Annotated in this window: 30 protein-coding genes; 21 read left to right on the top strand and 9 right to left on the bottom strand. The window is 63.7% G+C overall.

Features of this window, described 5'->3' with window-relative positions:
• Position 1: 1 nt before the first annotated feature.
• On the bottom strand, positions 2-1,351 hold the full coding sequence (locus tag LZ496_RS09670; protein WP_249904419.1) for a hemolysin family protein: 1,350 nt from the start codon (positions 1,349-1,351) through the stop codon (positions 2-4).
• 128 nt (positions 1,352-1,479) lie between these two features.
• On the opposite strand from LZ496_RS09670, the gene LZ496_RS09665 reads away from it, so the two are divergent.
• On the top strand, positions 1,480-2,154 hold the full coding sequence (locus tag LZ496_RS09665) for an OmpA family protein (RefSeq protein WP_249904418.1): 675 nt from the start codon (positions 1,480-1,482) through the stop codon (positions 2,152-2,154).
• A 246-nt stretch (positions 2,155-2,400) separates the two neighbouring features.
• Here LZ496_RS09665 and LZ496_RS09660 read toward each other — a convergent pair whose 3' ends face one another.
• Together LZ496_RS09660 and LZ496_RS09655 are read right to left on the bottom strand one after the other, a co-directional pair.
• A complete protein-coding gene (locus LZ496_RS09660) occupies positions 2,401-2,832 on the bottom strand; it encodes a nucleoside deaminase (protein WP_249904417.1) in 432 nt (143 codons plus the stop codon).
• Positions 2,833-2,920: 88 nt separating this feature from the next.
• Positions 2,921-3,232, bottom strand: a complete 312-nt coding sequence (locus LZ496_RS09655) for a hypothetical protein (RefSeq protein ID WP_249904416.1) — start codon at positions 3,230-3,232, stop codon at positions 2,921-2,923.
• Between the two features lie 163 nt (positions 3,233-3,395).
• Here LZ496_RS09655 and rpmB point away from each other — a divergent pair, with 163 nt between their 5' ends.
• Entirely contained in the window at positions 3,396-3,686 is a 291-nt protein-coding gene (gene rpmB / locus LZ496_RS09650) for a 50S ribosomal protein L28 (RefSeq protein ID WP_249904415.1), read from the top strand.
• Between the two features lie 22 nt (positions 3,687-3,708).
• Here rpmB and LZ496_RS09645 read toward each other — a convergent pair whose 3' ends face one another.
• The 4 genes from LZ496_RS09645 to LZ496_RS09630 form a co-directional block, all read right to left on the bottom strand.
• Positions 3,709-4,599, bottom strand: a complete 891-nt coding sequence (locus LZ496_RS09645; protein ID WP_249904414.1) for an esterase-like activity of phytase family protein — start codon at positions 4,597-4,599, stop codon at positions 3,709-3,711.
• Between the two features lie 245 nt (positions 4,600-4,844).
• Positions 4,845-6,671, bottom strand: a complete 1,827-nt coding sequence (gene cobT / locus LZ496_RS09640; protein ID WP_249904413.1) for a cobaltochelatase subunit CobT — start codon at positions 6,669-6,671, stop codon at positions 4,845-4,847.
• A gap of 3 nt (positions 6,672-6,674) precedes the next feature.
• The gene (gene cobS / locus LZ496_RS09635; protein ID WP_249904412.1) at positions 6,675-7,679 is read right to left on the bottom strand and encodes a cobaltochelatase subunit CobS; all 1,005 of its coding nucleotides are present in this window, start codon (positions 7,677-7,679) and stop codon (positions 6,675-6,677) included.
• Between the two features lie 31 nt (positions 7,680-7,710).
• Positions 7,711-8,400, bottom strand: coding sequence for a winged helix-turn-helix transcriptional regulator (locus LZ496_RS09630; protein ID WP_249904411.1), 690 nt, complete (start codon positions 8,398-8,400; stop codon positions 7,711-7,713).
• Between the two features lie 66 nt (positions 8,401-8,466).
• Here LZ496_RS09630 and LZ496_RS09625 point away from each other — a divergent pair, with 66 nt between their 5' ends.
• Genes LZ496_RS09625 through LZ496_RS09585 form a run of 8 tightly spaced genes read left to right on the top strand, consistent with a single transcriptional unit; the run spans position 8,467 to position 14,309 of the window.
• Positions 8,467-8,901: a VOC family protein gene (locus tag LZ496_RS09625; protein ID WP_249904410.1), complete on the top strand. Its 435-nt coding sequence runs from the start codon at positions 8,467-8,469 to the stop codon at positions 8,899-8,901.
• Positions 8,902-8,904: 3 nt separating this feature from the next.
• Positions 8,905-9,579: a glutathione S-transferase family protein gene (locus LZ496_RS09620; protein WP_249904409.1), complete on the top strand. Its 675-nt coding sequence runs from the start codon at positions 8,905-8,907 to the stop codon at positions 9,577-9,579.
• Between the two features lie 31 nt (positions 9,580-9,610).
• Positions 9,611-10,351, top strand: a complete 741-nt coding sequence (locus LZ496_RS14125) for a DUF1428 domain-containing protein (protein ID WP_436286466.1) — start codon at positions 9,611-9,613, stop codon at positions 10,349-10,351.
• A 33-nt stretch (positions 10,352-10,384) separates the two neighbouring features.
• A complete protein-coding gene (locus tag LZ496_RS09605) occupies positions 10,385-11,227 on the top strand; it encodes a VOC family protein (RefSeq protein WP_249904408.1) in 843 nt (280 codons plus the stop codon).
• Between the two features lie 12 nt (positions 11,228-11,239).
• Positions 11,240-11,740, top strand: coding sequence for a VOC family protein (locus LZ496_RS09600; RefSeq protein WP_249904407.1), 501 nt, complete (start codon positions 11,240-11,242; stop codon positions 11,738-11,740).
• Positions 11,733-12,395: a dihydrofolate reductase family protein gene (locus LZ496_RS09595; RefSeq protein ID WP_249904406.1), complete on the top strand. Its 663-nt coding sequence runs from the start codon at positions 11,733-11,735 to the stop codon at positions 12,393-12,395. The genes LZ496_RS09600 and LZ496_RS09595 overlap by 8 nt, the downstream gene beginning before the upstream one ends.
• Positions 12,392-13,045, top strand: coding sequence for a glutathione S-transferase family protein (locus tag LZ496_RS09590; protein ID WP_249904405.1), 654 nt, complete (start codon positions 12,392-12,394; stop codon positions 13,043-13,045). Before LZ496_RS09595 ends, LZ496_RS09590 begins: the two co-directional genes overlap by 4 nt.
• Before the next feature lie 49 nt (positions 13,046-13,094).
• Complete coding sequence (locus LZ496_RS09585; protein ID WP_249904404.1) at positions 13,095-14,309, top strand: low temperature requirement protein A; 1,215 nt, start codon at positions 13,095-13,097, stop codon at positions 14,307-14,309.
• Here the strand turns inward: LZ496_RS09585 and LZ496_RS09580 are convergent.
• Positions 14,306-14,605: an antibiotic biosynthesis monooxygenase family protein gene (locus tag LZ496_RS09580; RefSeq protein ID WP_249904403.1), complete on the bottom strand. Its 300-nt coding sequence runs from the start codon at positions 14,603-14,605 to the stop codon at positions 14,306-14,308. The two genes, LZ496_RS09585 and LZ496_RS09580, sit on opposite strands and share 4 nt — an antisense overlap.
• A complete protein-coding gene (locus LZ496_RS09575; protein WP_436286465.1) occupies positions 14,602-15,192 on the bottom strand; it encodes a DnaJ domain-containing protein in 591 nt (196 codons plus the stop codon). The genes LZ496_RS09580 and LZ496_RS09575 overlap by 4 nt, the downstream gene beginning before the upstream one ends.
• A gap of 19 nt (positions 15,193-15,211) precedes the next feature.
• On the opposite strand from LZ496_RS09575, the gene LZ496_RS09570 reads away from it, so the two are divergent.
• The 11 genes from LZ496_RS09570 to LZ496_RS09520 all read left to right on the top strand — a co-directional run bounded on the left by LZ496_RS09570 (position 15,212) and on the right by LZ496_RS09520 (position 24,150).
• Positions 15,212-15,499 carry a BolA family protein gene (locus LZ496_RS09570; RefSeq protein ID WP_249904401.1) on the top strand — a complete coding sequence of 96 codons (288 nt, stop codon included), beginning with the start codon at positions 15,212-15,214 and terminating at the stop codon, positions 15,497-15,499.
• Positions 15,499-16,380 (top strand): pirin family protein, encoded by an 882-nt coding sequence (locus LZ496_RS09565; RefSeq protein ID WP_249904400.1) that lies wholly within the window; start codon positions 15,499-15,501, stop codon positions 16,378-16,380. Before LZ496_RS09570 ends, LZ496_RS09565 begins: the two co-directional genes overlap by 1 nt.
• A complete protein-coding gene (locus tag LZ496_RS09560) occupies positions 16,377-17,267 on the top strand; it encodes an alpha/beta fold hydrolase (RefSeq protein WP_249904399.1) in 891 nt (296 codons plus the stop codon). The genes LZ496_RS09565 and LZ496_RS09560 overlap by 4 nt, the downstream gene beginning before the upstream one ends.
• An 18-nt stretch (positions 17,268-17,285) precedes the next feature.
• A complete protein-coding gene (nusB, locus tag LZ496_RS09555; protein ID WP_249904939.1) occupies positions 17,286-17,735 on the top strand; it encodes a transcription antitermination factor NusB in 450 nt (149 codons plus the stop codon).
• 57 nt (positions 17,736-17,792) lie between these two features.
• Entirely contained in the window at positions 17,793-18,731 is a 939-nt protein-coding gene (gene thiL, locus LZ496_RS09550) for a thiamine-phosphate kinase (protein ID WP_249904398.1), read from the top strand.
• A 206-nt stretch (positions 18,732-18,937) separates the two neighbouring features.
• On the top strand, positions 18,938-21,067 hold the full coding sequence (locus LZ496_RS09545; protein ID WP_249904397.1) for a sodium-translocating pyrophosphatase: 2,130 nt from the start codon (positions 18,938-18,940) through the stop codon (positions 21,065-21,067).
• Positions 21,068-21,177: 110 nt separating this feature from the next.
• Positions 21,178-22,152, top strand: coding sequence for a quinone oxidoreductase family protein (locus LZ496_RS09540; RefSeq protein ID WP_249904396.1), 975 nt, complete (start codon positions 21,178-21,180; stop codon positions 22,150-22,152).
• 82 nt (positions 22,153-22,234) lie between these two features.
• Complete coding sequence (infA, locus tag LZ496_RS09535; RefSeq protein ID WP_249904938.1) at positions 22,235-22,480, top strand: translation initiation factor IF-1; 246 nt, start codon at positions 22,235-22,237, stop codon at positions 22,478-22,480.
• Positions 22,481-23,053 (top strand): Maf family protein, encoded by a 573-nt coding sequence (locus LZ496_RS09530; RefSeq protein ID WP_249904395.1) that lies wholly within the window; start codon positions 22,481-22,483, stop codon positions 23,051-23,053.
• A complete protein-coding gene (locus tag LZ496_RS09525) occupies positions 23,040-23,987 on the top strand; it encodes a ribonuclease (protein WP_249904394.1) in 948 nt (315 codons plus the stop codon). The genes LZ496_RS09530 and LZ496_RS09525 overlap by 14 nt, the downstream gene beginning before the upstream one ends.
• Positions 23,971-24,150 carry a DNA gyrase inhibitor YacG gene (locus tag LZ496_RS09520; RefSeq protein WP_249904393.1) on the top strand — a complete coding sequence of 60 codons (180 nt, stop codon included), beginning with the start codon at positions 23,971-23,973 and terminating at the stop codon, positions 24,148-24,150. The genes LZ496_RS09525 and LZ496_RS09520 overlap by 17 nt, the downstream gene beginning before the upstream one ends.
• Positions 24,151-24,162: the final 12 nt, after the last annotated feature.

Below are 24,162 nucleotides of genomic sequence, written 5' to 3'. Positions count from 1 at the left end.
GTCAGGCCGAAGAGGCTTCGCCTTCTTCCTGTTCCGACCTGCGCCGTTTCGGCCGACTGACAAGGAGCTTGTCGATCTTCCTGCCGTCCATGTCGACGACTTCGAACCGGAAGCCGTCGAACTTGAAGACCTCGCCGGTCTCGGGAATTCGTTTCAGGACTGACAGTGCGAAGCCGGCGACGGTCGAATAATCCCGGTCTCCAGACATGCTGACCCCGATGCGGTCGGACAGCACATCGGCGTTGGCCGAACCTGAAACCAGCCAGCTTCCATCGTCGCGCTCGACACAGGGCGGCTCGTCGCCTTCCTCGAGATCATGTTTGAATGCTCCGGCCAGCGCCGAGAGGATCGACCCCGGCGTCACAATGCCGTCCAGGTGCCCATATTCGTCATGGACCAGCGCCAGCGGGACCTCGGCGGAGCGAAGCACCGCAAGTGCGTCCATGGCGTCCATCAGGTCCGGGATAACCGGCGCTGTCTTGGTCAGGCGCTGAAGGTTGAGCTCTTCCCCGTCGAGCATCGCGGTCAGCATATCGCGCGTCGCAATGACCCCGACGATATTGTCGACCGAACCATCCGCCACCGGCAGTCGGCTGTGCGTTGTTTCGGAAAGCGCAGCCCTGATCTCCGGGCCGGTGCAGCGGATGTCGATCCAGTCGATATCGGTGCGCGGGGTCATCACCTCTCGCACTGGCCGGTCGGCAAGCCGGACGATGCCTGAAATGATGGCGCGCTCGTTTTCCTCGAGAACCCCGGCCGTTTGCGCTTCCGCCACGACCAGCTGAAGCTCTTCGGCCGTAACCACATTCTTTGCTTCGCGGTTCAGTCCCAGCAGCCTGAAGATCAGCGCGCTCGTCTGATCGAGAAGCCAAACGAATGGCGCCGTGATCTTGCTGAGCCAGCCCATCGGGCGGGCGACGATCGCGGCGATGGCTTCGGGATTGCGCAGCGCGAACTGCTTTGGAACCAGTTCACCGATGACGAGGCTCACAAAGGTTGTGACGACGATGACCAGACCAAATCCGACTGTTTCGGCGGTCTCGGCATCTATTCCAAGACGCGCGATTCGTTGCGCGACCGGCTCGCCCAGGCTCGCACCCGAATAGGCGCCGGCCAAAATCCCGATCAGCGTGATGCCGATCTGCACGGTCGACAGGAAGCGGCCAGGCTCCGATGCAAGGTCCAATGCGCACTTCGCGCCGCGCGAGCCAGATTTCGCCATCGCCTTCAGCCGCGCCTCGCGTGAGGAGACGATTGCCAGCTCGCTCATCGACAGAACCCCGTTCACCGCAACCAGTGCGAGGATCAGGACCAGGTCGAACCAGGGGAAGGGAAGGAGCGCGTCGCTCATAGGTTAGTGAGATTCCATGCCGTCAAATTCATGTGGGGGCAAGCACCGGATCGATATGGCAGCGGAACTGTCGCCGGGAGACGCTGTTCCCTCGGACATCTGATGTGAATGAATTTCGGGGAGTGAAGATGCGTCGCCAAACCTTGATGTACACTGCAGCGTCGATGGCATTGGTCCTGGCTACAACCGCCTGCATGACCGATCCCTACACCGGTCAGCAGACCATTAATCGGACCGCGGTCGGCATTGGCGTGGGCGCCTTGGGCGGCTATTTGCTCGGTGACGTGATCGGCGGCGATCATGACCGTAACGCCAAGGTCATCGGTGTCGGCATCGGTGCACTCGCCGGGGGCGTTGTCGGCAATTACATGGACCAGCAAGAGGCGGAGCTTCGGCGGCAGACTGCCGGAACCGGGGTCGACGTCTACCGGCAAGGCGATGAGCTGGTCCTCAGGATGCCCTCCGGAATAACCTTCCAGGTCGATCAATCCAACATCCAGCCGCAATTCCAGTCGACCCTCGACCAGGTCGCGCAAACGCTTGCGAGCTACAACCAGACCTACATTGATGTGCTGGGACACACTGATTCGACCGGCAGCGATGCTTATAACCAGGCCCTGTCCGAGCGGCGCGCGCAGTCTGTCGCCGATTACCTCGCCGGGCGCGGTGTAGCGCGGGCCCGCATCGGCACGCGCGGCTATGGCGAAACCCAGCTGATCGCGACGAACGATACCGACGCCGGTCGCGCCGAGAACCGCCGTGTGGAAATCAAGGTCGTCCCGGTAACTCAGCCAGGTTACTGACCTCGCACCGCTTCGCGGCGTCAGCGATAGTACGTTTCCGCTTGGCCAACAGACGTCGCCGTTGGCCAAGGACGGCCGCCACGTCCCATCTGTACCAGACCAAATAGGCCGCGAGTCCGGCGAATGCGACCGCGGTAATCAGGTTCGAAAACTCAAACTGGCTCCGGGATCCCATCAGCCAGCTGGCAAGGGCGATGCCAAGGATCGCAAGCCAGTAAAGCAATATCCGCACCCATCGCTGACGTCTCATGCACGCCGCGATTCGAAGAATGATCGCAGCTGGGCCGCTGCTTCGTCTTCGCCAATCCCACCAAGTACATCAGGCCGATGATGGCAGGTCGGCTGCGAGAAGAAACGCGGCCCATTGACCACCCCGCCGCCCTTGGGATCTTCCGCCGCGAAGCGCAGCGCATCGATCCGTGATATGGCGATGGCCGCGGCGCACATCGCGCAAGGCTCCAGTGTCACCCACAGCGTGCAACCGTCGAGCCTTGGCTGCCCGAGCCGTGTGGCCGCGTGCCGGATTGCGACCATTTCGGCGTGAGCCGTGGGATCGAGGTTCCCGCGCATCGCATTGCGCGCCTCGGCGATGATCTCCTCGCCTTTGGTGATCACCGCTCCGACCGGCACCTCCCCTGCATCCGCTGCGACGGCGGCAAGGTCCAGGGCCCGGCGCATGGGATATGGCAGCGGAAATGACATGACAGGCGGGTCGCTACAGCGGAGCGACGGTCCTGTCATGCCTGCAAGTCGCGGCAATAAAGTATCAGTTGGCGGCGTTGCCCTCGCCTTCCCTGGCCTGGCGGACCTCAACGCTCGGCACCTTCACCTGTGCCTGGCCAGGCTTTACCTCAATTTTCGGCACGGCGACATTGGCTTCGCGCGTTCCGACCTGGACCGAGCCCGTCTGTACCTCAAAAGCTGGCGACTGACCCTCCTCGGCGCGAATCGATCCGTCGACCGCCTCGACCTGCGGCGCTCGGGCCTCACGAGTCTGCGAAACATTAATAAGGCCCGACGCGAACAATGCGATCAGGGCGACAATCCCCAGGATCAGGATGAGCAGGACTGTGCGCATGAATTTTTCCTCTTGCTGCCGGCAATGTGAGCGAGGAAACGCACCATTGTCCCGTGAAGTTGCCCGATTGCGACCTTGAGTCGGTTGACGGATCGGCCTCCCCCTAGTATCGGGCGGCGCTTTCCGGGCGCTTCTGCGCCCACTTCAGATTAGGATGTGTTCCATGTCGCGGGTTTGCGAGCTGACCGGCAAGGGCCGGCAGGTGGGCAACAATGTTTCCCACGCCAACAACAAGACCAAGCGTACGTTCCTGCCCAACCTGCAGAACGTCACGCTGATCTCGGAAGCGCTTGAGAAGAGCATCAAGCTGCGCGTTTCGACGCATGGCCTGCGCTCGGTCGAGCATGTCGGCGGCCTCGACAATTGGCTGACCAAGACCAGCGAAGACAAGCTCTCGCCGCGTGCAGCCAAGCTGAAGCGCGAGCTCGCCAAGAAGGCTAAGGCCGCGGCTTGAGCCTTCGGGCTTGGTCTGACGGCTACTTCGAAGGCCCGGCGCCAGTCGCCGGGCTTTTGTCGTGTCTGGCGGACGGCACATAGTCGAGCGCGACCAGCAAGGTCCGCGCCATCACCCGGTGACCGTCGTCGGTGACCAGCCAGAAGCGCCAGTTCCCGTCGAGAAGCGGCTCGATCGCCATCCCTTCGAAATTGTCGAACGCGCCCTTCGGCAGGGAAAAGCCCTGCCCTGCTGCATAACCGCTTGCCGTTCGAACCAAAGGAGCGATCCGCTGGCCGATTCCCTTCCAGCTCTTCGATCGCAGCAGCACCCATATGTTTCCATCCGGAGCCCGGGCGGCTTCCGCCACGTCAGCGTCGGCTTTCACCGGCAAACGCTGGAGGCCCGCTGGCTCGACCCGCATAGCGTCGCGACCATTCTCTCCCAGCACTAGCAGACCATCGCCGTCCGCGATCAGCGCCTCGGCCCCGCGATTTTCCCACCAGTCGTCACGATTCAGGTCGACGCTCGAAATGGCGCGGCTGAATCCGGGATCGTAGAGCCAAAGCGAGTGACGCTGCTCATAGCCGATCCACCAGCCGCGCCCTTCAGGGTCCGGCGCCAGGGATTCGGCGTCGCGCGACCATTTCTTTCCCCACGGCCCCGGCCCTGCTCTTAGATCCGCGATGTCCGCGACCGGCACGGCGCTGGTTGGAGGATCGAAGCGGGCTACCGCGCCGCGGTCGCTGACCGCGAGAAAGCGGCCTTCGTCCAAGGTCAATGACGACAGGCCGCCGAACCGGCGGTCATCGGTAGTCAACACCCATGCCCCGACAATTCGAAGCGGACCGGGAACAGGCGCCACATCTGCCGGTCGATAGGTGAGGGCAGTTTGGGCGGCCGGTAATTCCGGTCGCTGTGGCATCTCGCGCATCGGTGCATAGGTTGCGGCAACTGCACAGGCCATTAGCAACCCATTGAAAATACACGCTTTGCTTAACGAATGCTGCAAGGCCCGTTCAGCCCCGTTCAACTGCGAATCAGCCATAAGCAGCTCATGGACGAGGTTTCCCCCTTTTTCCTCGTCTGACCGCCGGTGACGGCGAACTGAAATCCCTCGCGTCGCGTATCGAGGGGGGCCCGGAGTGCGTTGTTGCTCCGGGCCCAATTTTTTTCGCATCAGCGTTTGTCGAACAAGGCTGCGAGCTGCTCGATCAGAGCGCCGCCAAGCTGTTCCGCATCCATGATCGTCACGGCACGCGAATAGTATCGCGTGACGTCGTGACCGATCCCGATCGCCGCCAGTTCGATATTCGAACGTCCTTCGATCCACCCGATCACCTGCCGAAGATGTCGCTCAAGATAGGTTCCGCCATTAGCCGACGCGGTCGAATCGTCGACCGGTGCACCGTCGCTGATTACCAGCAAGATCCGCCGCTCCTCGGGCCTCGCAAGCAGCCGGCTGTGCGCCCATAGCAGCGCCTCTCCGTCGATATTCTCCTTTAGCAGGCCCTCGCGCATCATCAGGCCGAGGCTCCGCCGGGCGTGACGATAGGGTTCGTCGGCCCGCTTGTAGACAATATGGCGAAGGTCATTGAGGCGCCCCGGATGCGGTACGCGTCCCTCGGACAGCCATTGTTCGCGGCTCTGGCCACCTTTCCAACCGCGCGTCGTGAAGCCGAGGATCTCGGTCGCAACGCCGCATCGCTCCAGGGTTCGAGCAAGCACGTCTGCGCAGGTCGCTGCGATCGAAATCGGCCGCCCCCGCATCGATCCTGAATTGTCGATCAGCAGGCTGACCACCGTGTCCTTGAACTCGGTTTCGCGCTCGACCTTGTAGCTTAGCGAATGCGCGGGCGCGACGATAACGCGCGCCAGCCGCGCCGCATCGAGCAATCCTTCTTCCTGGTCGAAATCCCAACTTCTGGCTTGCTGAGCCATCAACCTGCGCTGCAAGCGGTTGGCGAGGCGGGTTACGACCCCGCCCAGGCTCATCATCTGCTGGTCGAGATAGGCGCGTAGTCGAGTGAGTTCCTCTTCATCGCACAGCTCGGCCGCCGCGACGATTTCGTCGAACCGGGTCGTGAACGGCCGATAGTCGGTGACCGGCTCGTCCTGCCAATTCCGGCGAAGAGCGTTGGCGCGCGCCTGGTCGGCGCCCTCCTGGGCGCTGGCTGCCTCGCCTTCCTCCGTGTCGGCCTCGCTGTCGGCGCTCTCGTCTTCGCCATCGTCCTGCTCCGTTTCCTCGGAGCGCATTTCCATTTCTCCGCCTGCATCTGCGCCGTCGGTATCGGAGTCATCAGTCTCGTCGGGGCCTTCATCCTCCCCCTGCCCCTCGTCGCCGCCCTCGTCCGGTTCCTGGTCGGAAGGCTCGTCCGCCGCCAGCTCAAGATCCTCGAGCAGTCGCCGCGACAGCGTCGCGAAAGACGCCTGGTCGTCGATCGTCAGTGCCAGCGCATCCAGCTCTGCCCCGGCCTTCTCCTCGATCCACGAAGCAACCAGCTTGAGCCCAGCCCGCGCTGCCACGGGCGGCGCCTCGCCGGTCAACCGCTGGCGCGCCAGCAAGCCCACGGCAGTGGCGAGCGGCACCTCTTCCGCCGTTCTCGCCCGGGTGATCGCGTCCAGCCGTACCCGCGCTTCCGCCAGATCGTTGAGGTTGGCCCTGATCCCATCCATCGACCGAGCGCCGAGCCCCTCGACTCGCGCCTGTTCCAATGCATCGAACACTTCGCGAGCATCGCTGTCGCCGCCCGGTGCGCGCGAGGCATGCAACTTCGGATCGTGATGCTTGAGCCTCAGCGCCAGCGCATCCGCCGCGCCGCGAGCCTCCGCGATCAGCCTCGGCTCCAGGCCCGGCCCGGGCGACACCACCCGCGCGACCTTGCCCGGAGATTGGCCGCTGGCGTCGGAGGCGAAGACCACCTCAGCTTCGGGATCCTCGGCAATGGCCCGCGTCGCTCCCGCCAGCACGGTCCGGAAGCGGTCGAGAGGGTTCTGTGCTGCCATCCGTCAGGCGCGGTGCGCGATGCTTTCAGGCAGGTCCTTGCCGAACACGCGCTGGTAATATTCGGCGATCAGCGGCCGCTCCGCCTCATCGCACTTGTTGAGGAAGCTCACCCGGAAAGCGAAGCCGATGTCGCCGAAGATCAGCGCATTCTGGGCCCAGCTGATGACCGTACGCGGGCTCATCACCGTGGAGATGTCGCCGTTGATGAAGCCCTGGCGGCTGAGGTTCGCCACCTGGACCATCTTGCCGACCTCTTCCTTCCCGCCGTCATGATCATATTCCCCGGACTTTGCGAGGACGATTTGCGCCTCGGTCTCCGCCGGCAGGTAATTGAGCGTCGTGACGATGTTCCAGCGGTCGAGCTGGCCCTGATTCAGCGCCTGCGTGCCATGGTAGAGGCCGGTCGTATCGCCCAAGCCGATGGTGTTGGTCGTCGCGAACAGGCGGAAGCCAGGGTTCGGCCGGATCACGCGGTTTTGGTCGAGAAGCGTCAGCTTGCCGTCGGTTTCCAGCACGCGCTGGATGACGAACATCACGTCCGGGCGCCCCGCGTCATATTCGTCAAATACCAGCGCGACCGGATGCTGCAGCGCCCAGGGCAGCAGCCCTTCACGGAACTCGGTGACCTGCTGCCCGTCCTGAAGCACGATTGCGTCGCGGCCGATCAGGTCGATACGACTGATGTGCGCGTCGAGGTTGATGCGGATGCAGGGCCAGTTGAGCCGCGCCGCCACCTGCTCGATGTGGGTCGACTTGCCGGTGCCGTGATAGCCCTGGACCATGACCCGGCGGTTCCGCGCGAATCCCGCGCAGATCGCCATGGTCGTGTCGGGATCGAACACATAGGCCGGGTCGAGGTCAGGAACCCGCTCGTCGGCCTCGCTGAACGCCGGCACTTCAAGGTCGCTGTCGACCCCGAATGCCTCGCGAACCTTCACCATCTTGTCGGGCGACGACAGGATCGTGTCGGAGCGGCTGTCTAGCGTAACGTTCGGAATTTCGGTCATGAGGCGGCCTTAAGCGTTTCGTGAGGAGGCCTCAAGCAGCGGATCGCTCTGCTTTCTCCGGCATCGGGAAGAAACGCGGCAGCTTGGCGGCCAGCTTCAGGTCCCCTTCCACCTCGATCAAGGCCAAGGGGGCGCCGGCGTAGATATAGCCCGCAATGTCGCTGGGAGAGCCCCGAAGGATGAGATCGGGCTCCTCGACGAGGCCGCGCCCGATCCGGATGTCGCCCTTCTTGTTTCGTGCCCAGAAGAAGGGCTCGCCGTTCATGTAGAGCTGGATCCGGGCCTTGAGGTTGCCCGCGGCCTCCCCGCTGATCATCGTTCTGAGCGACAGCATCAAGGATACCGGGCTGAACGGTCTCGTCGCATCGTGATAGGGGCTTCTCACCGCCCACCGACCGAGCGCCTGGAATATCGGTGCCGCCTCATAGCCCCAGGGCGTCAGCTCATAGACCTGTACCGATGCTGGCGGCGGCAATCGGCGGCGGACGAGCACTCCTGCGGCCTCCAGCCCTTCGAGCCGCTGGGTCAAAACATTGGCACTAATTCCGTTCAGGCTCGTTCTAAGGTCGCCGAACCGGCGGGGTCCGAGCAGCAGCTCGCGTATCAGCGGCATCGACCAGCGTTCGCCGATCAGGTCCATACCATGTGCAGCGGCACAGGCATCGTCATATCGCCTTTTGTCGTCAGTCCGTCCCGCTTTAGTTACATTATCTAACTGCATAGTTGCTTTTTATAACCTTCACGGTCACCCTTCAAGCCGAATCGAGTCGCAATGGAGGCAAACGCGATGTCGAAGATGATCTTCATCAACCTGCCGGTGGCGGACCTCGAACGCTCGAAGTTGTTCTACGAGGCGATCGGCGCCCGGAACGAGCCCAAGTTCACAGACGACAATGCGGCGATGATGGTTTTGTCCGACGCCATTTACGTCATGCTGCTGAAACATCCCTTCTATTCAACGTTCACCGGCAAGCCGATTGCCGATGCGCACCGGTCGAGCCAGGTGATCCTTGCTCTTTCGGTCGATAGCCCCGCCGAAGTTGACGCCCTGGTCCAGAAGGCGGGGTCGGCTGGGGGAGCTACGGACCCAGGGCCGAAACAGGAATTGGGTGGAATGATGTACGAACGCAGTTTCGAAGATCCCGACGGGCACCATTGGGAGGCGGTGTGGATGGATCCGAAAGCCGCCGAACAGGGCGCGTCGGCGTTCCAGGAAGCCTGATCGATGCCGGTCGACCCCGCCGCCACCGCGGAAATCACCGCATTTCGCTGGGTACCGGACTTCGCCGCCGGGCTGGTTCGCGACCTCCGCATCCGCTGGGCGCTGGAAGAAATCGGGCGACCCTACCGGGTACGATTGCTCGACGCCCTGAACCCCCGCCCGGCCGACTATTTCCTGGAACAACCGTTCGGCCAGGTTCCGGCCTATCGCGACGATGAAGTGCAGCTGTTCGAAAGCGGCGCGATCCTCATTCACCTCGGGCTTGGCGACGATCGCCTGCTTCCCGAGGATGCGAACGGACGGGGCCGGGCGATCGCCTGGCTCATCGCCGCGCTGAACAGCGTCGAGCCGATGATTTTTGAGCTCGTCAACATCGACATCTTCAATCGCGGCCAGGACTGGACGCGCGAACGCCGTCCGCAGGTCGTCGAAAAGATCGAGGCACGCCTGAAGCTGTTGGCCGAAGCCCTTGGCGAGCGGGACTGGCTAGAGGAAGAATTCAGCATCGGCGACCTGATGATGGTCTCTGTGCTAAGGAACCTGCGTCATACAGAGCTTGTCGCCGGCGAACCGCGACTGGCCGCACTGGTCGCGCGCGGCGAAGCAAGGCCGGCCTTCCAGCGGGCCCTCGCCGACCAGCTCGCCGTGTTCAGGGAGAACCAACCCGAGGCCGCATGAGGCGGCAGACGATATTCGAAGGAGAGCAACGATGACCTATTTCGAAGGTTTTGTGGCGGCCGTTCCGGAAGCCAACAAGGAAAGCTACCGGAAGCACGCGGCCGACGCGGCACCGATCTTCAAGGAATTGGGGGTCGAGCGCCATGTCGAAGCCTGGGACAGCGATGTCTCCGAAGGCAAGGTCACCGATTTCCGCAAGGCAGTTGACGCAAAGCCGGACGAAAAGGTGGTATTCGCCTGGTTCGAATATCCCTCGAAGGAAGTCCGCGACGAAGCCAATGCGAAGATGCGGAGCGATCCGCGCATGGAGGGCATGGGCCAGACCATGCCGTTCGACGGCAAGCGCATGATCTATGGCGGGTTCGATGCAATCGTCGAAGAGGGCAGCGCCGCTGGTGGATACACCGACGGCTTCGTAGTCCCCGTGCCGGAGGGCAAGAGCGGCGATTATCAGCAGCTCGCGGCGAAAATGGCCAAGGTCTTCAGGGAGCATGGCGCGACCCGCGTGATCGAGGCGCTTTCCGATGACGTTCCCAAAGGCGAAGTCACCGACTTCTATCGCGCCGTGAAGGCGGAAGACGATGAGAAGGTCGTCTTCTCCTTTATCGAGTGGCCGGACAAGGACACCCGCGATCAGGCCTGGCAGAAGATCATGTCCGACGAGAGCCTGAAGCCCGAAGGCGAAATGCCCTTCTCCGGCCAGCGGATGTTCTGGGGCGGTTTCGAGCCGATCCTCGACACCGCCGCGTCTCGCGAGTCCGCCGACGCCTGAGCGGCCCGGCCTTACTAGGGAAAGGAACGGATCATGTCCGAAGTGACGGATGCGCCTGCACGGCCGGCGAATGACGAATCCTCGTCCGGTGAAGGCGGCTTCATCTGGTATGAGCTGATGACCGATGACGCGGAGGCTGCCGGGAAATTCTATTCGGCAGTAGTCAAAGGCTGGACGTTCGGCGAGCGGGTACCGACCGAAGTCGAATATCGGATGATCCAGCGAAGCGACGGCGGCAATGCCGGCGGCGTATTGACGCTGAACGAGGAAATGAAGTCGGGCGGCGCCCGGCCGGCATGGCTCGGCTACCTCCACGTCAGGGACGTCGACGCCAAGGCTGCGGCGATCAAGGCCGAAGGTGGCCAGGCGATGATGGAGCCTTGGGATCAAGCCGGGGTCGGCCGCCTGGCGATGGTTACGGATCCGCAGGGCGCACCCTTCTACCTGATGGATCCAACCCCGCCGGAACATGATCCCACCGCTGTCAGCGACGTCTTCTCCATGGATCAGCCTGAGCGGGTCCGGTGGAACGAGCTGTCGACGTCGGATGCCGACGGCGCAGTCGACTTCTACACCCGCCAGTTCGGCTGGACCCAGGAAGGCTCGATGGACATGGGCGAGTTCGGCCAATATCGGTTCGTCCAGAATGACGGCGTGGGCATCGGCGCGATCATGCCTCGGATGCCGGAAATGCCGGTGTCGCTGTGGACCTTCTACATCGGTGTCGACGATATCGACCGCGCCGCCAAGGCGATCACCGACAATGGCGGCTCGATCCTCAACGGTCCGATGGAAATCCCGGGCGGTGAGTTCGCCTTGAACGGGATGGATCCGCAGGGCGCATCGTTCGGCCTGGTCGGACCGCGCAAAGCCTAAAAGGAGTGGAAAATGGCTAGCAACAAGCTCACCACCTGCCTGTGGTACGACAAGGGCGAAGCCCGCAAAGCGGCGGAATTCTATGCGTCCGTCTTCCCGGACACGCATGTCGGCAAGGCCCATGATGCTTCGACGGATTTCCCCGGCGGCCATGCGGGAGAGGAATTGACGGTCGAATTCACCGTTCTCGGCCAACCCTTCGTCGGCCTCAACGGCGGACCCAATTTTAGGCCTAATGAAGCCGTCAGCTTCATGGTCGTGACCGAAGACCAGGAAGAAACCGACCGCTACTGGGATGCGATCGTCGGCAATGGGGGCGAGGAAAGCGCCTGCGGCTGGTGCCGCGACAAATGGGGCTTCTTCTGGCAGATCACGCCGCGCGTGCTGCTGGAAGCAATGGACAATCCCGACAAGGCTGCTGCCAAACGCGCCTTCGAAGCGATGATGCCGATGAAGAAGATCGACGTCGCCACGATCGAGGCGGCGCTGAGGGGCGAGGCCGTCAATGCGTAAGCTCACCGGCGCGGTCTTCGTCTCGCTCGACGGGGTCATGCAGGCGCCGGGCGGTCCGGAAGAGGATCCCACCAGTGACTTCAACCTGGGCGGTTGGGTTCAGCCGCTGTGGGGCGAGGACATGGGCCCGTTCGAAGACGTCATCATGGGCGAGTATGATCTGCTGCTTGGCAAGCGGACCTACGATATTTTCGCCGCTTACTGGCCCTACAACCAGGACAATCCGATCGGGGAGAAATTCCAGCACATCAACAAATATGTGCTGACCCACTCGGACGATCCGCTGGAATGGGACAATAGCGAGAGACTGTCCGGCGATACGGCGGAAGCGATCGCCGACCTCAAGCGAAGCGAAGGCCGCGACCTGCTGATCCAGGGAAGCAGCATGCTCTATCCGCCGCTGCTTTCCGCAAGGCTGATCGACCGGCTGGTCCTGATGACCTTCCCGGTGGTGCTGGGCCATGGCAAGCGCATCTTCGACGGATCGGAAACTCCCGGCACGTTGAAGCTGGTCGACCACTTCGTCACCAACACCGGCGTCGTGCTCACCAGCTACGAGCCGGCGGGCGACGTGAAGACCGGAACCTTCGAAACCAAAGAGCCGAGCGAGACGGAACTTGAACGCCGGGAGAAATGGTCGAAAGAAGAGGCATGAGCCTCCAGCTATTTGGTCACCCGTTCAGCAGCTATTCGTGGAAAGCGCTGATCCCGCTTTACGCCAACGGGACCGAGTTCGAATTCCGCGAATATACGCCCTACGATCCCGGCGACCTGGAGTATCTCCGGCGCGTCCATCCTGCGGGCAAGTTCCCGGTCCTGGTCGACGGCGAAACGACGATTATCGAGGCGACCTCAATTATCGAATATCTCGCGGTCCACCACCCCGGCAGCGCTCCGTTGATCCCGGCCGATCCGGCCGAAGCGGTTGTCGCCCGGATGCTCGACCGCATTTTCGACAATTATGTCATGACGAACCTGCAGCGGGTCGTGAACGCCTATATCGCCAATGCGGAGGCTCCCGACCCCGCCGAGGTTGAGGGCGGCAAGCAGGGCCTGCTGCAGGCCTATCGCTGGATTGAAACCTGGCTCAGTGAAAACCGCCTGCCACCGCATGTCTCGCTGGTGACCTGCGCCGCCGCCCCGTCTTTATTCTACGCCGACTGGGTCGAACGCATTCCGGAAGATTGCCCGCGCCTCATTGCACTTCGCGCCGAGCTGTTGGCGCTGCCGCCCGTCAGCCGCTGCGTCGAGAATGCTCGGCCCTTCCGCCCCTACTTCCCGTTGGGAGCCCCTGACCGCGACTGAAGGTCCATCGGGCTTGCGTTTCGGGAACGAAATGCGACTGATGCAGCCCATGGCTCGCCCATCCCACCTCCGCGACGACCGCGAAAAGGTCGACAATAGCGTCAGCCCGCTGGAGCTGTTCTTCGACCTGGTGTTCGTCTTCGCGGTCACCCAGCTATCGCACTATCTGCTGGAACATCACACTTTGGCGGGGGCGCTCCAGACGCTGGTGATGTTCCTCGCCGTCTGGTGGGCATGGATCTACACCGCCTGGGCAACCAACTGGCTAGATCCCGGGCGGGCGCCGGTTCGTCTTGTGCTGCTGCTTGTGATGCTACTCAGCATGGTATTGTCCAGTTCGATCCCGGCGGCATTTGGACCCGCCGGCCTTTCCTTCGCGCTCGCCTATGTCGCGATCCAGGTTGGCCGGACGTTCTACACAGCATGGGCCAGAGAAGGCCTCGGCCGCGGTTCGACGAAGAACATGCTTCGGGCGACCATCTATTTCGCGGTATCGGGCTGCTTGTGGATCGCCGGCGGGCTGGACTCCGATCCCAATCGCCGGCTGCTGTGGTGGATGGCGGCCTTGGCAGTCGAATATTCGGGTCCGTCCACCTTTTTCTACGTGCCGGGCCTCGGCCGCTCTACCATTGCCGACTGGAACATCAGTGGCGCTCACATGGCCGAACGCGCCGGACTGTTCATCATCATCGCACTCGGCGAGAGCATCATCGTCACCGGCGCGACTTTTGCGGAGCTGGAGCCGTCGCACGCAACCGTGCTCGCCTTCGTCAGCGCCTTCATCTCATCGGTCGCGATGTGGTGGATCTATTTCGACGTCGGGGCGCGGCGAGGCAGCGAACTCATCGAGCATGACGACCGCCCCGGCCTCATCGGGCGGCAGGCCTATACCTATGGTCATATCCCCATCGTCGCCGGGATCATCGTCATCGCCGTCGCCGACGAGCAGGTGCTGACCCACCCTACCGGCCACCTCGAACCCTATTTCGTCGCGGCGCTTGTGGGCGGCGCGATCCTCTTCATCTGCGGTGCCATGCTGTTCAAGCGGATGACCAGCGGCCAGCAATTCTGGCCCTTGTCGCATTGCGCCGGCTTGGTCCTGTTTGCGCTCATCGGCCTCTGGGCCTTCGTCGGCCATCCGGAGCCGCTGACGCTTCACATAGCCGCGACCGCCAGCTTCCTGGTCATCGCGCTCTGGGAATGGGGCTCCTTCCACGGCGGCTGGACCGAGCGGCTGGAACGGCTCAGCGGATCGAAGGGCTAGCCAGCCAGCTCGAAGGCACCGACGAACGTCTCGACCCCGGAAACGCCCTCCAGCTCCTCATCGAGCTGACGATAGGTTTCGCCAAGGTTCGCTTGGAACGCTTCGAAATCCGCCGCCGACCGCCAATAATCGGCGGTCAAGTAGAGCCCGCTTTCCGCCCTCCACAGCTCGGTTCGGATGAATCCGGGCGCGGTCGCGAATAGCCGCGCCCAGTCGCCGTCCGACTTATAGGCCGCGACAAACCGCTCCTCCGCCTCCGCGGGAACCTCGAACGTCCAGAGCCTCAGGTGCGTCATTCGAACGCCTTCGCGGCCTTCAGCGTCTGCCAGGCCTCGATCACCTCGCCCAGCTTCTTTTCATGGCTGCGATCGCCGCCGTTCCGGTCCGGGTGATAGCGTCGCACTAGCTCGGAATAGCGTTTGCGCACCCTATGCAAGTCCGCATCGTCCTTGAGGCCCATCACGCCCAGCGCATGGCGCTCCTTGGCGGTGAAGCGGTCAATGGCCCGCCGCCGCGCCTCCGGCCTGAACCGCGCCGAGATGGCGTCGAGCGGATCGGCGAAGTCGCGCCACGTCGGGCCCGCGTCCGCGCCGCTATGCGCGAAGGCGCGCGTCGCCCGCTCCCAACCCGCGATCGGTGATTGGGCCGCCTCGATCTCCTCCGGGCTCATCCCGGCGAAGAAATTATACTTGGCATTATGTTCGCGCACATGCTCGAGGCACAGCCAGCGCCAATTGCCCGGCCCGTCGAAATCCGACGGCGTCAGCGGCGCCCGAAACTCCCCCGGCTCCTTGCAGCCGCGCACCGAGCAGGGCGTTTCCACCCCATCTACCCGTCCGTGCCATTTGGTCTGCCGTGTCGCCACTTGTGCCTCGCTCCTCAAACACCTCTATATAGGAACGATGCCTGACGCCGCCACCGGACCCGTTGCCGCCCAAATGATCGAGCGGCTGACCGCCGCGCTGTCGCCCACCCGGCTGGAGCTTGAAGACCAGAGCCACCAGCATATCGGCCACGCCGGTCATGATCCACGCGGCGAAAGCCATTTCGCGCTCCTCATCGAAAGCCCTGCCTTCGCCGGCCTCAACCGCGTCGAACGGCAACGCAAGATCTACGCCGCGCTCGGCGATCTGATGCGCGAGCGGGTCCATGCACTAACCATCAAGGCAAAAGCGCCAGGAGAAGGCTGATGGAAACGATCATCCCAACCACCCACGACCTGGGCGAATTCAAGGTCCGCCGGACCCTCCCCTCCAAGCCCCGCCGGATGGTCGGTCCCTTCATCTTCGTCGACCAGTTCGGCCCTGCGCGCCTTCCGCCGGGCAAGGGCATGGACGTCCGCCCGCACCCGCACATCAACCTCGCCACCGTCACCTATCTTTTCGAAGGCGCGATCGAGCATCGCGACAGCATCGGCAGTCATGCGGTCATCGTACCGGGCGCCATCAACCTGATGACCGCCGGCAAGGGCATCGTCCATTCGGAACGCTCGCCGTCCGCGCTTCGGGCCGATGGTCCGTCCCTCTACGGCATGCAGACCTGGCTCGCCCTTCCCGACGGCAAGGAAGAGCTGGACCCGGCGTTCGAACATGTCGAAAGCAGCGCCCTGCCCCTGGTGGAAGCCGACGGCGTATCCGCCCGCGTCCTGATGGGCACCCTCTGGGGCAAGACCGCCGGCGTCACCCAGCATAGCGAGACTATCTATGCCGACATCTTGCTCGGCGGCGGGTCGAGCATCCCGATCGATGCAGGCGCCGATGAGCGGGCGGTGCTTGTGACCGAGGGCGATGCGAGCTTCGACGGGGATCGGCTGGAGCCCTTCACTCTCTATGTGCTGGCCCCGGGCGAGGCGATGACGCTCCGTGCCGAAACGCCGTCGAGGGTCATGCTGCTGGGCGGCGAAGCGTTCACGACGCAGCGCCATGTCTTCTGGAACTTCGTCTCTTCGTCGCGCGACCGGATCAACCAGGCCAAGGAGGATTGGAAGGCGCGCCGCTTCCCGCTGGTCCCCGGAGACGACCAGGAATTCATTCCGCTGCCCGAAGTGCCGCTGACGGTCACCTATCCGTGAGCGGTGAGCGCAGGGTCGCGCTGTCGACCGGAATCGAGATGAACGTAGCGCTGGCCGGGCCGGACGACGCGCCGCCGGTCATCCTGATGCATGGCTTTCCCGAATCCCACCGCACCTGGCGGGAAGTTGCACCGCGCCTCGGCGATCGGCTGCGCCTTGTCATGCCTGACCTTCGCGGTTTCGGCGAAAGCGACCGGCCGCAGGATGTCGAAGCCTATGCCACCGACACGCTGGTCGCCGATATTTTCGCCCTGGCCGACGCACTTGGCATCGATCGGTTCGCATTGGTCGGCCACGACTGGGGCGGCGCCATCGCCTGGGCCGCGGCTATCCGCGCCAATCCGCGGATCACTCGATTAGGAATCGTCAATTCGCCGCACCCGCTGATCTTCCAGAAGAGCCTGATCGAAGACGAAGAGCAGCGTGGTGCGTCCCAATATATGCGTGCCTTCCGAAGTCCCGGGATGGAAGCCGGTATCGAAGCGATGGGTTTCGACACTTTCTTCGACAAGAGCTTCGCCAGGCATGTCGACATGGCGCGGATTTCACCTTCCGAGCGCCAGATTTACATCGATCAATGGAGTAGGCCCGGCGCGCTGACCGCGATGCTGAACTGGTACCGCTCATCGCATGTCGTCGTCCCGCTCCCCGGCATCACGGTCGATCTTCCGGAATGGACGCTCCGCGCATTCCCGAAAATCGCCATTCCTGTTCGCGTCGTCTGGGGGCTTGAGGACAAGGCGCTGCTGCCGATCCAGCTTCAAGGCATTGGCGAGATCGGCGACGATGTTGACGTGATTCCCCTGAAGGGAGTTGGTCATTTCGCGCCGTGGGAAGCGCCCGACCAGGTCGCTGCCGCCCTCGGCCCCTTCCTTGCCGCGGACTGAGCGGCTACAGGCCCGGCCATCATGACTCGCTCCATCTCGCGCTCCGCCGCCCGGCTCGCTGCCGTGCAGGCGCTCTATCAGCAGGAAATGGAAGGCACGCCGACCGCGCGCCTGCTCCATGAATTCCACGACCATCGGCTGGGCGCGACAATCGAGGGCGAAACCTATGCCGAGGCGGAGATCAGCTTTTTCGACGATCTGGTTTCCGGTGCCTTGGCGCGGAGCGAGGAAATCGACTCAATGATCGCGGAGCGGCTCGCCGAAGGCTGGAGCCTCCAGCGGCTCGACAAGCCGATGAAGGCGATCCTGCGCGTCGGCGCCTATGAGCTGCTGGCGCGGGCCGATGTCCCGGTCGCGACCGTCATCAACGAATATCTCGATGTCGCCGAGGCCTTTTACGACAAGCGCGAAAAAGCCTTCGTCAACGGCCTCCTCGACGCCATCGCTAAGGTCGCTCGTCCGGCCTGAGTAGGGGCTTTTAGCCCTTCCACGCGGAAGAAGTCGGACTAAGCTGGTCCGCTGCACATGGATGAACTCGCCCTCATCGACCGCCTCAGGCTGATTGCGACCGATCCCGCCGCGCGCGGCCTCGATGACGATGTCGCCGTCATCGGCGATCTGGTGATGACTCACGACATGATCGCAGAAGGGGTGCACTTTCTAGAGATCGATCCGCCCGCCTCGGTCGGGTGGAAGCTGGTTGCCGTCAATCTCAGCGATCTCGCCGCCAAGGGAGCCGAGCCGGTCGCCGCGCTGTTGGGATTCACGATCGGCAGCGATAGCGAATGGGACGAGAAGTTCATCGAAGGCGTGGCTGCTGCCTGCGAAGCCTATTCGCTTCCACTGATCGGCGGCGATACGATCTCGCTTCCGCCCGACGCGCCCAAGGTGTTCGGACTTACGGCCGTCGGGCGCGGCGACAGCTCAATTCCTTCAAGGTCCGGGGGCAAGGCAGGCGACGCGCTGTGGGTGGTCGGCTTGCTTGGCGACGCAGCGGCGGGCCTTGCGATGCTCAAGGACGATAGCGAAGCGGAAGGACCGCTGGTCGAGGCCTATCGCCGACCGGTCCCGCAACTCGCAACAGGCCGGCTGCTGGCGCCTTATGCAACGGCGATGATGGACATTTCCGACGGGCTCCTGCTCGATGCATCGCGGCTATGCGCGGCCAGCGGTTGCGGTGCGGAAATCCGGCTCGATCAACTTCCTCTCTCGCGGGCCTTTGTTGCCGAGCGGGGCGCAGGCCGCCGAGCCCGTCTGGGCGCCGCGACCGGCGGCGACGACTATGCGCTGCTCGCTGCCCTGCCGGCAGACTTCGATCCGTTAGGGCTTTCTTTACCACCCGGGACCATCCTTGCCCGGATCGGCGAACTCGTCGGCGGCAAAGGGCTGAAGCTCTTCGACGCCGCGGGCGAAGTGCCGTTGCCGGAGCGACTTGGATATGAACACCGCGCCCAGAATATTTGAACTGCGCGCCCGTCAGTTGATCATCGCTATCGCCGGACTCGCGTCCGGCATGGCGGCCGCCCTCCTTCTCGGCTAACTCGCCAACCGCCTGAAAAGAGGCGGGTTGCCACCGCCATATTCCCCGTTACACCTTTCGGTCCGCTTACTCGCGGCGTCCGGGCAAACCGGATTTCCGTGCCAGGGGTCAACTAGGGGAATTTCACTTCATGAATCTGGTCATCATCGCGATTGCCTGCGGCGTTATCGCGCTGCTTTACGGCATTCTCACCAGCCAGCAGGTGCTTCGCGCCTCGCCCGGCAACCAGCGCATGGTCGAAGTGGCCGGCGCCATCCAGGAAGGCGCGCGCGCCTACCTGCGTCGCCAATATACGACCATTGCCATCGTCGGCGTCATTGTCGCCGCGCTGGTCTTTGTCTTCCTCGGCGGTCTCAGCGCTGTCGCCTTCCTGATCGGCGCAATCCTGTCGGGTGTTGCCGGATTCATCGGCATGAACATCTCGGTTCGGGCCAACGTCCGCACCGCCGAAGCTGCACGGACCAGCCTGCAGAGCGGCCTCACCGTCGCCTTCCGCGCCGGCGCCGTCACCGGCCTGCTCGTGGCAGGCCTTGCCTTGCTCGCGATTGCGGTCCTGTTCTGGTACCTCGTCGGGCCGGGCGGCTATGCGCCCAATGACCGGGCCGTTGTCACCGCGCTCACGGCGCTGGCGCTCGGCGCCTCGCTGGTGTCGATCTTCGCTCGTTTGGGCGGCGGCATCTTCACCAAGGCCGCCGACGTCGGCGCCGACCTGGTCGGCAAGGTCGAGGCCGGAATCCCCGAGGATGACCCCCGCAACCCGGCCGTTATCGCCGATAACGTCGGCGACAATGTCGGCGATTGCGCCGGCATGGCTGCCGACCTCTTCGAAACCTATGTCGTTACGGTCGGTATCACGATGGTCAGCATTGCGCTGGCGATCGGCGCATCGCCGCTGCTTCTCCCGTTGATGGGTCTGCCGCTGCTGATCGGCGGCGTCTGCATCATCACCTCGATCATCGGCACCTACATGGTTCGCCTCGGCGCCAAGGAATCGATCATGGGCGCCCTCTACAAGGGCTTCTGGACGGCGACGATCCTGGCCATCCCGGCCATCTACGCAGCGTCGGTCTATGCGCTTGGCGATCTCAGTCAGACAATCACCACCAAGGGCGGCCTCAGCTTCCCGGCGATCAATCTCGTCTGGGTCAGCATCGTCGGCCTAGCCGTAACCGCGCTGATCGTTTGGATCACCGAATATTACACCGGCACCAATTATCGCCCGGTGAAGTCGATCGCCAAGGCGTCGCAGACCGGCCACGGCACCAACGTCATCCAGGGCCTTGCGATCAGCCTGGAGTCCACTGCGCTCCCGACGATCGTCATCATCGCGGGCGTGATCGTCAGCTTCCAGCTGGCAGGCCCGCTGGGCGTCGCCTTCGCCGCTTCGGCGATGCTTGCGCTGGCCGGCATGGTGGTCGCGCTAGACGCCTACGGCCCGGTCACCGACAATGCCGGCGGCATCGCCGAAATGTCGGGCCTCGAGGAAGACGTCCGCAAGAAGACGGACGCGCTCGACGCGGTCGGCAACACGACCAAGGCCGTGACCAAGGGCTATGCGATCGGCTCGGCAGGTCTCGCCGCGCTGGTGCTGTTTGGCGCCTACACCGCCGACTTGCAGGAATTCGGTGCGGAGATCGGCGTCAATGCCGACCTCAACGCGCTGTTCAGCCTGTCCAACCCCTATGTCATCGTCGGACTGCTGCTGGGTGCATTGCTGCCCTATCTGTTCGGCGCGATGGGCATGACCGCAGTCGGACGTGCCGGTGGCGCGGTAGTCGAGGAAGTGCGCGAGCAGTTCCGCAACAATCCGGGCATCATGGATGGGACCTCGCGTCCCGACTATGCGCGTACCGTCGACCTCGTCACCAAGGCTGCGATCCGGGAGATGATCCTGCCGTCGCTGCTTCCGGTGCTTGCGCCGATCGTCGTCTATTTCGGCATCTCGCTGGTTGCCGGTGACCGGGCCCAGGGCCTTGCCGCCGTCGGCGCGCTGCTCCTGGGAGTGATCGTCTCCGGCCTGTTCGTCGCCATTTCGATGACGTCGGGCGGCGGCGCCTGGGACAATGCCAAGAAGTATATCGAAGACGGTAACTATGGCGGCAAGGGCAGCGAAGCCCACAAGGCCGCGGTCACCGGCGACACGGTGGGCGACCCGTACAAGGATACGGCCGGCCCGGCGGTCAACCCGATGATCAAGATCACCAACATCGTCGCGCTGCTGCTTCTGGCCGCGCTGGCGGCACAGGGTGCGGCGCATTAAGCGACAGCTATCCTGTTAAACTCTTGGCCCCGCCCGGTTCTTCCGCGGCGGGGCTTTCTTTTGCGGGCTGGACTGCCCATTCTGGTCGATGAGTATTGGGAGTCCGATTGATGCCGCACGCGATCCTCGTCCGACAAGCCGGCGGTCCGGAGCAATTGTCGTGGGAGGAAGTGGAAGTCGGCGATCCGGGACCCGGGCAGGTCCGGCTTCGCCAAACCGCTATCGGTCTCAACTTCATCGACGTTTATCACCGCAGCGGCCTCTATCCCCAGCCCTCGCCGTTCATCCCGGGTGTTGAAGGAGCGGGTGTCGTTGAGCAGGTCGGGCCCGATGTCGAGGGACTGAAGCCCGGCGACCGCGTCGGCTATGCGGGTCCGATCGGCGGATATGCCGAGGAGCGGCTGATCGCCGCCGACCGGCTGGTCAAGCTTCCCGACGATATCAGCGACGAACAGGCCGCGGCCATGCTGCTCCAGGGAATGACGGTCGACATGCTGATCCGGTCTGTCTGGCCGCTGCACGCCGGCGATACGATCCTGATCCACGCCGCCGCCGGCGGCGTCGGCCTCATCATGTGCCAATGGGCGGCGGCGCTCGGCGCAACCGTGATTGGCGCGGTATCCAGCGACGAGAAGGCGGAGTTGGCCCGCGCCCATGGCTGCCATCACCCGATCGTCTATTCGAAGCAGGATTTCGTTGCCGAAGTCGTTCACCTGACTGATGGCAAGAAGCTTCCGGTCGTGTTTGACTCGGTCGGCCGCGACACATTCGTCCGTTCGCTCGACTGCCTGCAGAAGCGAGGCTTGATGGTCAGCTTCGGACAGGCCTCGGGTCCGGTCGAACCGTTCGCGCCGGGCCTGCTGGCGCAGAAAGGCTCGCTCTATCTCACTCGCCCTACCCTGTTCGACTATGTAGCGACGCGGGAGGAACTCGACCGGTCGGCGGAAAGCCTGTTCGACGCGGTCCGCACCGGCAAGGTCAAGGTCGATATCGGGCAGCGCTTTTCCCTTTCAGAGGCAGCCGAGGCGCACCGCGCACTCGAATCCCGAAATACCGTCGGATCAACGATCCTGACGGTCGATTAGGGCTCTCGCCGCACCCGCCTTCCATTTTGCGAATTGCCAGCGTAAAGCTCCGCAACTTTTTTTGACGAAACACGCGAGGATTATGGCCAAGGAAGAACTTCTCGAGATGCGCGGACGGGTGGTTGAACTGCTGCCCAATGCGATGTTCCGCGTAGAGCTGGAGAACGGCCACGAGATTCTCGGCCATACTGCAGGCAAGATGCGCAAGAACCGCATCCGCGTCCTGACCGGTGACGAAGTGCTGGTCGAACTGACCCCGTACGACCTCACCAAGGGTCGCATCACCTACCGCTTCATGCCCGGGCGCGGAGGCCCTGGCCCCGCCTAAATGCGGCTCATTCTCGCTTCTGCGAGCCCTCGCCGTCTCGACCTGCTCGACCGCATCGGCGTCAAGCCCGATGCGATCGACCCGGCGCATATCGATGAGAGCGTTCCTGACGGCGAGCTGCCGCGGGATCATGCGCTCCGGCTGGCGGTGGAGAAAGCCGAGACCGTCGCCGCCCGGCACAGCCAGGCGCTGGTGCTTGCCGCCGATACCGTGGTCGCGGTCGGCCGCCGAATCCTTCCCAAGGTCGAGGACGAAGCCACACTACGCGAGTGTATGAAGTTGTTGTCCGGCCGGCGCCACCGGGTGCTGACTGGTGTTGCGGTCGCCATACCCGGCCAGCCGACACGCAGTCGCGTCGTCGAAACGATGATCGCGATGAAGCGATTGTCGCCCGAAGAAATCGATTTCTACGCCGGCCATGGCGAATGGCATGGGAAGGCGGGCGGCTATGCCCTGCAGGGCTATGGCGAAGTCTACGTCCGCCATATCGCCGGCAGCTATTCGAACGTCGTCGGCCTTCCCTTGGCGGAAACCCGGCTTCTCCTGAAAAGCGCGGGCTATGCCATCGCCTGAATGGCTGATCGAGCGCGGGATCGGCGAGACCCGCGCTGTCCTGGTCGATGACGGCCGTATCATCGAGGCCCGCATCATAAGAGACGGCGACGTACCGGCGGGAACCGTGCTTACCGCCCAGCTGAAGAGTACTGGCCGCAATGCCGTCGCGATAGCCGACGGTCAGGAATATCTCCTGCCCAAGGGCGCCCCCGGCGTCACCGAAGGCGCTCGCCTCAACATCGAAGTCACGCGGGAGGCGCTTGGCGGCAGTGAGCCGTGGAAGCGCCCGCTTGCCCGAAAGACGGATCTTCCGCCCCGGCCCGCGCCTACGTTGCAGGGCCGTGACCTCCAGTTCCCAGCGGCATCCGACGAACTGGAGAGTGCCGGCTGGTCGGACCTGCTCGACGAAGCGCGGAGCGGCCTGATTGGATTTCCCGGCGGCGAGCTTCGCGTGTCGTTGACCCCGGCAATGACCCTGATCGACGTCGATGGGGCCCTCCCCCCAGCCGAGCTGGCGGTCGCCGGGGCACGTGCCGCAGCGGCTGCGATCCGGCGACACGGCATCGGCGGATCGATTGGCATCGACCTTCCTACCGTGGCGAGCAAAACCGCCCGCCTCGCCGCGGCCGAAGCGGTCGATGAAATGCTCCCCAAGCCGTTCGAGCGGACCGCGGTCAACGGCTTCGGTTTCCTACAGATCGTCCGCCCCCGCACCCATGCCTCGCTGTTGGAACTGGCTTCGGACAGCGCGCTTTTTGAAGCCGCTGCTCTGTACCGTTGGGCCGCACGCGAAGTGGGCTCAATTCGTATCGTAGCGCACCCGGCGGTGGTCGCCGTATTGGAGCGGAATCCGACCCTGCTCGACCGGCTCAGCATGCAAGTAGGCGGCGTCATTACCTTGCGCGCCGACGCATCCATCGCCATCTCAGCCGGCCATGCCGAAAGACCCTAAGAATTGCCCACTATGCGGCAAGCCGCCAGCGAAGGAACATGCGCCATTTTGCAGCCGCGGCTGCAAGGATCGCGACCTACTGCAGTGGCTGGGTGAAGGCTATAAAATCCCCGGACCAGCGGCCCATCCGCAAGGGCTGGACAGCGACGAGGGCGACCGCTAGACGGCCCCTCGC

This window comes from Sphingomonas caseinilytica, assembly GCF_023516455.1.
Lineage (GTDB): Bacteria > Pseudomonadota > Alphaproteobacteria > Sphingomonadales > Sphingomonadaceae > Sphingomicrobium > Sphingomicrobium caseinilyticum.
Note: the sequence above shows the minus strand (reverse complement) of the source record. Positions and strands in the feature narration are given on the sequence as shown.

Bases quoted from the DNA above. Each gene is read 5' to 3' on its own strand.
- LZ496_RS09670 (WP_249904419.1), bottom strand. From the start codon at position 1,351: ATGAGCGACGCGCTCCTTCCCTTCCCCTGGTTCGACCTGGTCCTGATC.
- LZ496_RS09665 (WP_249904418.1), top strand. From the start codon at position 1,480: ATGCGTCGCCAAACCTTGATGTACACTGCAGCGTCGATGGCATTGGTC.
- LZ496_RS09660 (WP_249904417.1), bottom strand. From the start codon at position 2,832: ATGCGCCGGGCCCTGGACCTTGCCGCCGTCGCAGCGGATGCAGGGGAG.
- LZ496_RS09655 (WP_249904416.1), bottom strand. From the start codon at position 3,232: ATGCGCACAGTCCTGCTCATCCTGATCCTGGGGATTGTCGCCCTGATC.
- rpmB (WP_249904415.1), top strand. From the start codon at position 3,396: ATGTCGCGGGTTTGCGAGCTGACCGGCAAGGGCCGGCAGGTGGGCAAC.
- LZ496_RS09645 (WP_249904414.1), bottom strand. From the start codon at position 4,599: ATGCGCGAGATGCCACAGCGACCGGAATTACCGGCCGCCCAAACTGCC.
- cobT (WP_249904413.1), bottom strand. From the start codon at position 6,671: ATGGCAGCACAGAACCCTCTCGACCGCTTCCGGACCGTGCTGGCGGGA.
- cobS (WP_249904412.1), bottom strand. From the start codon at position 7,679: ATGACCGAAATTCCGAACGTTACGCTAGACAGCCGCTCCGACACGATC.
- LZ496_RS09630 (WP_249904411.1), bottom strand. From the start codon at position 8,400: ATGCAGTTAGATAATGTAACTAAAGCGGGACGGACTGACGACAAAAGG.
- LZ496_RS09625 (WP_249904410.1), top strand. From the start codon at position 8,467: ATGTCGAAGATGATCTTCATCAACCTGCCGGTGGCGGACCTCGAACGC.
- LZ496_RS09620 (WP_249904409.1), top strand. From the start codon at position 8,905: ATGCCGGTCGACCCCGCCGCCACCGCGGAAATCACCGCATTTCGCTGG.
- LZ496_RS14125 (WP_436286466.1), top strand. From the start codon at position 9,611: ATGACCTATTTCGAAGGTTTTGTGGCGGCCGTTCCGGAAGCCAACAAG.
- LZ496_RS09605 (WP_249904408.1), top strand. From the start codon at position 10,385: ATGTCCGAAGTGACGGATGCGCCTGCACGGCCGGCGAATGACGAATCC.
- LZ496_RS09600 (WP_249904407.1), top strand. From the start codon at position 11,240: ATGGCTAGCAACAAGCTCACCACCTGCCTGTGGTACGACAAGGGCGAA.
- LZ496_RS09595 (WP_249904406.1), top strand. From the start codon at position 11,733: ATGCGTAAGCTCACCGGCGCGGTCTTCGTCTCGCTCGACGGGGTCATG.
- LZ496_RS09590 (WP_249904405.1), top strand. From the start codon at position 12,392: ATGAGCCTCCAGCTATTTGGTCACCCGTTCAGCAGCTATTCGTGGAAA.
- LZ496_RS09585 (WP_249904404.1), top strand. From the start codon at position 13,095: ATGGCTCGCCCATCCCACCTCCGCGACGACCGCGAAAAGGTCGACAAT.
- LZ496_RS09580 (WP_249904403.1), bottom strand. From the start codon at position 14,605: ATGACGCACCTGAGGCTCTGGACGTTCGAGGTTCCCGCGGAGGCGGAG.
- LZ496_RS09570 (WP_249904401.1), top strand. From the start codon at position 15,212: ATGCCTGACGCCGCCACCGGACCCGTTGCCGCCCAAATGATCGAGCGG.
- LZ496_RS09565 (WP_249904400.1), top strand. From the start codon at position 15,499: ATGGAAACGATCATCCCAACCACCCACGACCTGGGCGAATTCAAGGTC.
- thiL (WP_249904398.1), top strand. From the start codon at position 17,793: ATGGATGAACTCGCCCTCATCGACCGCCTCAGGCTGATTGCGACCGAT.
- LZ496_RS09545 (WP_249904397.1), top strand. From the start codon at position 18,938: ATGAATCTGGTCATCATCGCGATTGCCTGCGGCGTTATCGCGCTGCTT.
- LZ496_RS09540 (WP_249904396.1), top strand. From the start codon at position 21,178: ATGCCGCACGCGATCCTCGTCCGACAAGCCGGCGGTCCGGAGCAATTG.
- infA (WP_249904938.1), top strand. From the start codon at position 22,235: ATGGCCAAGGAAGAACTTCTCGAGATGCGCGGACGGGTGGTTGAACTG.
- LZ496_RS09530 (WP_249904395.1), top strand. From the start codon at position 22,481: ATGCGGCTCATTCTCGCTTCTGCGAGCCCTCGCCGTCTCGACCTGCTC.
- LZ496_RS09525 (WP_249904394.1), top strand. From the start codon at position 23,040: ATGCCATCGCCTGAATGGCTGATCGAGCGCGGGATCGGCGAGACCCGC.
- LZ496_RS09520 (WP_249904393.1), top strand. From the start codon at position 23,971: ATGCCGAAAGACCCTAAGAATTGCCCACTATGCGGCAAGCCGCCAGCG.